The organism is Nonomuraea sp. NPDC001684 (genome assembly GCF_053596515.1).
On the sequence record NZ_JBSFGJ010000078.1, the window covers coordinates 22,616 to 28,688 of the forward strand.

The window sequence follows — 6,073 nt, forward strand, 5'->3', positions numbered from 1 at the left end:
GGCGCCCGCCTCCCGAGGGGGGCAGGCGGGCGCCCGTAACACGTCCTTCCGGACCTCCGATGATTGTTCATGAAGCGTCTTCTCGCCCTCGCCGCAGCAGCCTTCATCTCCCTCCCCCTCACCCCCGCCGCCGCGCTCGGCGGCACCCCGGGCTCGCCCGGGGCGGGCGACCCGTACTTCCCCGGTCAGGGGAACGGCGGCTACGACGCCGGCCACTACGACCTCGCCCTCGACTACGAGCCCTCCTCCAACGTCCTGACCGGCGTCGCCACCGTCAACGCCCGCGCCACCCAGGCGCTCAGCCGCTTCGACCTCGACCTGTCCGGCTCGCTGTCCGTACGCTCGGTCACCGTGGACGGCCGGCCCGCCGCCTTCACCCGCAGCGGCGACGAACTGGTCGTCACCCCCGCCGCCGCGCTCGCCTCCGGGCAGGGCTTCTCCGTCGTCGTCCGGTACGACGGCAGGCCCACCCACGTCCTCGACCCCGACGGCTCCAGGGACGGCTGGATCAGGACCAGCGACGGCGTCTTCAACGCCAACGAGCCGCAGGGCGCGATGACCTGGTACCCCGGCAATCATCACCTGTCGGACAAGGCGACGTACCGGTTCTCGGTCACCGTGCCCAGCACCAGGGTCGCGGTGGCCAACGGCGACCTGGTGGCCAGGACGTCGGCCGGCGGCCGGACCACCTACGTGTGGGACGCCCGCGAGCCCATGGCCAGTTATCTGACCACCGTGTCGATCGGCAAGTTCCAGCTCACCGACACCAGGTCCGGCGGCTACCGGGTGATCACCGCCGTGGACCCCAAACTCGCCGGCACGGCGACGGACTTCGCCGCCCGTCACGCCCCCGTCCTGGACTATTTCAGCTCGCTCTTCGGCCCGTACCCCTTCTCCTCCACCGGCGGGATCGTGGACCACGAGCCGAACGTCGGCTACGCCCTGGAGACCCAGACCCGGCCCATCTACCCCGTGGTGCCCGGCGAGTCGCTGCTCGCGCACGAGCTGGCCCACCAGTGGTTCGGCGACTCGGTGACGCCCACCTTATGGCGGGACATCTGGCTGAACGAGGGCTTCGCGACGTACGCGGAATGGCTCTGGCTGGAGAAGATCGGCAGCCGTACGGTGCAGACGTCCTTCGACGGCGTCTACGCCAGGCCCGCCGACGACGAGTTCTGGCAGACGCCCACCGCCGACCCCGGCGGCGCCGCCGCGCTCTTCCACGACCCCGTCTACGACCGCGGCGCGGCGACCCTGCACGTCCTGCGCCGGACCGTCGGCGACAACGCGTTCTTCACGATCCTGCGCACCTGGGCGAACGACCACAAGTACGGCAACGCCGACACCGCCGCCTTCGTCGCCCTGTCCGAACGCGTGTCCGGCAGGCAGCTCGACGCCCTCTTCGACGCCTGGCTCTTCCAGCCCGGCAAGCCGTCGTTGTGATCATTCCGGTACGGCCTGCGCGTCCGTTTGGGCGGCAAGCCGTACCAGACCTAGATAAGCTTCACGGCCATGGCCGGTCGTCCTTTGCATGAAGTCGTCGAAGCCGGATGGGCTAAGGCTCTTGAGCCCGTATCCGAGCAGATCTCCTTGATGGGTGAGTTCCTGCGCAACGAGATCGCCGAGGGCAGGCAGTACCTGCCCGCGGGCCCCAACGTCCTGCGCGCGTTCAACCAGCCCTTCGACGACGTCAGGGTGCTGATCGTGGGTCAGGACCCCTACCCCACGCCCGGCCACCCCGTCGGGTTGTCGTTCTCGGTGGCGCCCGAGGTGCGGCCGATACCCGGGAGCCTGCTCAACATCTACAAGGAGATGGAGTCCGACCTCGGCCTCCCCCGCCCCGCCAACGGTGACCTGACCCCGTGGGCCGAGCAGGGCGTGCTGCTGCTCAACAGGGTGCTGACCGTCATGCCGGGCAAGCCCGCCTCCCACCGGGGCAAGGGCTGGGAGCTGGTCACCGAGCAGGCCATCCGTGCCCTCGTGGCCCGCGACAAGCCGATGGTCGCCATCCTGTGGGGCCGCGACGCCCGCAACCTGGCGCCCATGCTCGGCAGCGTGCCGCGCATCGAGTCGGCGCACCCGTCCCCGCTGTCGGCGCGCAGCGGCTTCTTCGGCTCGCGGCCGTTCAGCCGCGCCAATGAGCTGCTCACCCAGCAAGGCGCCGCACCTGTCGAGTGGAAGCTGCCCTAGCATCGTCGCCATGAGTGATGAACCGAAATACCTGCGCCTTACGGTCGAGCTGACCGTGGAGGTGCTCGACGTGAACGCGTTGCAGGCGGCGGCGCTGGCCGAGATCCGGCATCCCGACGCCGACCTCAGCGACGAGGAGCGCTCCGAGCAGGCCGACCTCGTCAACTCCGACGAGACCGGCGCCTCGGCGCTGCAGTGGCTGATCGAGCCGGACCACGTGCTGCAGCTCGTGGACCACATCACCGAGATCGAGCCGCGTGAGGCCGTTCTCGGGGTGGAGCCGTCCGAGGGGCCGAGCGAGGACGAGGACGAGGACCACCACGACCACGACCACGCGTGACCTCTCGCACGTGACGTGGTGTGGCGCGTGACGTGACGTACGCCGACCGGCCACGGCGCCCCACCGCGCCGCGCGACGTACGCCGACGGGCCACGACGCCCCGCCCAGGTGGCGACTCCGACGTACGGCGATCAGCCACGACGCCTCATCGCGTCGTGACCTGCGACGTACGCCGACCGGCCACGACGCCTCATCGCGTCGTGACCTGCGACGTACGCCGACCGGCCACGGCGCTCCATCCGCGCCGCGGCTCCGTCGTACGGCGCCCATCATGTCGTCACCTCTGACGTACGGCGATCAGCCACGGCGCCCCACCCGCGTCGTGGCTCTTCGCCCCGGTTACGATCGTCTCGTCCGGGCTCTTTCCGTTCTCCGAGGGATCTGTCGCCATGATCGTGGCCTTCTCCATCACCCCGCTGGGCGTCGGCGAAGGGGTCGCCGAACCGGTCGCCCGCGCCGTCAAGGTGGTCCGCGAGAGCGGCCTGCCCAACCGCACGGACGCGATGTTCACCACGATCGAGGGCGAGTGGGACGAGGTCATGGACGTCGTCAGGCGCGCGGTGGACGCCGTCTCCGAGGTCGCCCCGAGAGTCAGCCTGGTCCTCAAGGCCGACCTGCGCCCGGGCGTGACGGACGGCATGACCACCAAACTCCAAAGCCTCGAACGCCACCTCCCCTGACCCACCTCACCCACGCAGGGGAACTCTCGGCCGCACCCGCGTACCGTGAAGCCCACGATCTGCGGATGCCGGCTGAGCACGCAGCTGGGCACACGGTGAGGAACCTCCCACAGTCGAATGTGGCGAGGAACCCCGTAGGGGCACGCGGCGCGCAACCGTCCCGTCGCGGACACACAGCGGGAAGCCCCGCAGCCGGCACCCAACGCGCAGCCCCCATGGCGGGCACAGGGCAGGAAACCTCCCGTAGCCGGCATGTGATGAGGAGCCCTGTAGCAGGCACGCCGCGCAGCGCCCCTGCGGCGGACACATGGCGCAGAGCCCTTGTAGCGGACACGTAGCCCGGAGCCCCATAGCGGACACGTAGCCCGGAGCCCTCGTAGCGGGCACGTAGCCCGGAGCCCTCGTAGCGGACACGTAGCCCGGAGCCCTCGTAGCGGACACGTAGCCCGGAGCCCTCGTAGCCGAGCATGGCGAGTAATCCCGTAGCGGGTACGTGGCGCCGAAGGTTGGATTCAAGCGCGACTGCTCGGCCTTCTGGTGATGTCGGTGTTGCGCGGCTTGCGAGCGGGGCGGGCAGCGGCCGTTTGGCCTCGCGCCCAGACGGCGGCGCGCTCCTTTCGGGGACGGCAGAGCTCCGATGAATGACGGGATTCGCGATATGTCTTGACCATCTCCGCAAACGCGACATATCGTGTCGCTTGATCGGAGAACGCGATACTACTCGTGCCCGGAGGTGGAGGCAATGAGACAAGAGCGAGTGCCCGTGCTGGTGGTCGGCGGCGGGTACGCGGGCCTGAGCGCTGCCGCGCTGCTGGCGTGGCGCGAGGTGCCCGTCATTCTGGTCGAGCGGCACCCGAGCACGTCCATCCAGCCCAAGGCGTTCGGCATGGGACCGCGAGCCGTCGAGCTGCTGCGGCCGCTGCCGGGGATCGAGCAGACGTTCGCCGACATCTGGATCGGCATCGGCGACTCCATGCGCATCGCGATCGCCAAGACGCTGGCCGACCCCGATCCGCAGATGATCTTCGAGGACACGGGTGAGTTCGACGCCCTGGCCGACCTCACCCCCGTGCCCCGCGTGGGCGCCCCCCAGTCGGAGGTCGAGCGGGTACTGCGCGCCTACGCCGACGAGCTCGGCGCCGACCTGCGTTTCTCCACCGAGCTGATCTCCCTCGACCAGGACGACGACGGCGTCACCGCCGTGATCCGCGCCGCCGACGGCGAGGAGAGCGTCGTACGGGCCGACTACGTGGTGGCGGCCGACGGCCACCGGAGCCCGCTGCGTGAGCGGCTGGCCGTGCCCACCTCCGGCAGGGGCGACCTGGTGCAGATGCGCTCGATCATGTTCGACGCCGATCTGACCGGCCTGGTGAACGAGCGCGAGGTCATCGTCTGGTACCTCCACAACGACACGTTCACCGGCGTCATCGTGACCGGCACGGGCGTCGGCGCGCACGTGCTCGGCATCAACCAGAACCCTTCCCCGGACGGCGGCGCAGACGCCCTCACCGAGGAACGCTGTGTCGAGCTCATCCGCGCCGGAACCGGCATCCCGGACCTGGACGTGCAGGTGCTGGACACGGCGACGTTCAGCCTGGCGCACGTCGTGGCCGACACCTTCCGCGCCGGACGCGTCTTCTTCGCCGGCGACGCCGCCCACACCATGCCGCCCACCGGCGGCCAGGGCGGCAGCACCGCCCTCCAGGACGGCTGCGACATCGCCTGGCGCCTCTGGCTGGTGCTCAGCGGGCAGGCCGGCCCCGGCTTCCTGGACACCTACGACGCCGAACGCCGCCCGATCGGCGCCCTGACCGCCGACGCCCAACTCGCCAACCTCAGCGTGCGGATGCCCGTGGACGAGCGCTCCGACTACCCCGAGCCCCTGGAGGACTTCCTGCAGGCGATGCTCGGTTACCGGTACCACTCCGCCGCCGTCCTGGAGGAGCCCGGCGACGACGGCTCGCTCCTGGAGGACCCTCGCGTCCCGAGCGGCCGGCCCGGCAGCCGTGCCCCGCACGTCGTGCTCGACTGGGAGGGGCAGCGCATCTCGACCATCGACCTGTTCGGCTCGGGTTTCGTCCTGCTGGCCGACAAGTGCGGCGGCCAGGTCTGGATGGACGCCGGCCGCGTGGTCAAGGAGCGCCTGGGCGTGCAGCTCACCCGCATCCTGGTGGACGACGAACTGGTGGACGTGGAGGGCCGCTGGCGGGAACGGTACGGGGTGCGGGAAGGCGGCGCTGTCCTGGTGCGGCCCGACGGGTACGTGGCCTGGCGCGCCCCTCGCCCCACGTCGGACCCCATGTCCACGCTCGACCAGGCCCTCACCCGGATCCTGCACCGCTGACCACCTGCCTTTCGCCGGACCGGGCCCGATGGCCTTCGCCGGGGTCGTGAAACGTGCGCATGAGCGGGAGGCACGTACGTGCTCCATGGGTCTGGCCGTCTCGCGGGGGCGGGGGTCAGGCGGCGAGGGCCGGGCGTGCGGGGTGGTCGGCGGAGGTCAGGTCGAGGCTGGCGGCGGCGCACAGCCAGTCGTTGACCGAGCCGGTGAAGCCGGACGGCGGCCCCACCTTGAGACAGGTGAGCCGGCCGCTGCCGGGGGCGGGGCCCACCTTCAGGCGGCGGATGGCGCCCGAGCTACCCGGCTCGCCAAGGCCGGCGAGGTCCGCGAGGTCCGCGAGGTCCGCGAGGTCGGCGTCGCACGGGGTCAGCCGTACGCCGAACGGCGGGACGCCCCGGAGGGCGCCGGACGGCTGGATCCGCAGGAGGTCGTCGATCTCGTGGCAGCTGGCCAGCGGGTGCACCCGCAGGTGGGCGAGCTGGTCGGCGACCAGGCGATGGGCCACCGATCGGAGGAGGGCGG

At 70.9% G+C, this 6,073-nt stretch carries 6 protein-coding genes; 5 read left to right on the top strand and 1 reads right to left on the bottom strand.

The features are described from left to right. Positions 1-69 precede the first annotated feature (69 nt). The 5 genes from ACWCSD_RS17250 to ACWCSD_RS17270 all read left to right on the top strand — a co-directional run bounded on the left by ACWCSD_RS17250 (position 70) and on the right by ACWCSD_RS17270 (position 5,554). Positions 70-1,443, top strand: a complete 1,374-nt coding sequence (locus ACWCSD_RS17250) for a M1 family metallopeptidase (protein ID WP_449915951.1) — start codon at positions 70-72, stop codon at positions 1,441-1,443. 69 nt (positions 1,444-1,512) lie between these two features. Beyond that, positions 1,513-2,190 carry a uracil-DNA glycosylase gene (locus ACWCSD_RS17255; protein ID WP_449915952.1) on the top strand — a complete coding sequence of 226 codons (678 nt, stop codon included), beginning with the start codon at positions 1,513-1,515 and terminating at the stop codon, positions 2,188-2,190. 10 nt (positions 2,191-2,200) lie between these two features. Then, positions 2,201-2,530 carry a hypothetical protein gene (locus tag ACWCSD_RS17260; RefSeq protein ID WP_352320347.1) on the top strand — a complete coding sequence of 110 codons (330 nt, stop codon included), beginning with the start codon at positions 2,201-2,203 and terminating at the stop codon, positions 2,528-2,530. A 389-nt stretch (positions 2,531-2,919) separates the two neighbouring features. Then, positions 2,920-3,210: an MTH1187 family thiamine-binding protein gene (locus ACWCSD_RS17265; RefSeq protein ID WP_352320345.1), complete on the top strand. Its 291-nt coding sequence runs from the start codon at positions 2,920-2,922 to the stop codon at positions 3,208-3,210. A 742-nt stretch (positions 3,211-3,952) separates the two neighbouring features. After that, the gene (locus tag ACWCSD_RS17270) at positions 3,953-5,554 is read left to right on the top strand and encodes an FAD-dependent monooxygenase (RefSeq protein ID WP_397162440.1); all 1,602 of its coding nucleotides are present in this window, start codon (positions 3,953-3,955) and stop codon (positions 5,552-5,554) included. A 115-nt stretch (positions 5,555-5,669) separates the two neighbouring features. On the opposite strand, the gene ACWCSD_RS17275 is transcribed toward ACWCSD_RS17270, so the two are convergent. Next, positions 5,670-6,073 (bottom strand): hypothetical protein (locus tag ACWCSD_RS17275; RefSeq protein WP_449915956.1); only part of this gene is annotated, 404 nt, incomplete at its 5' end.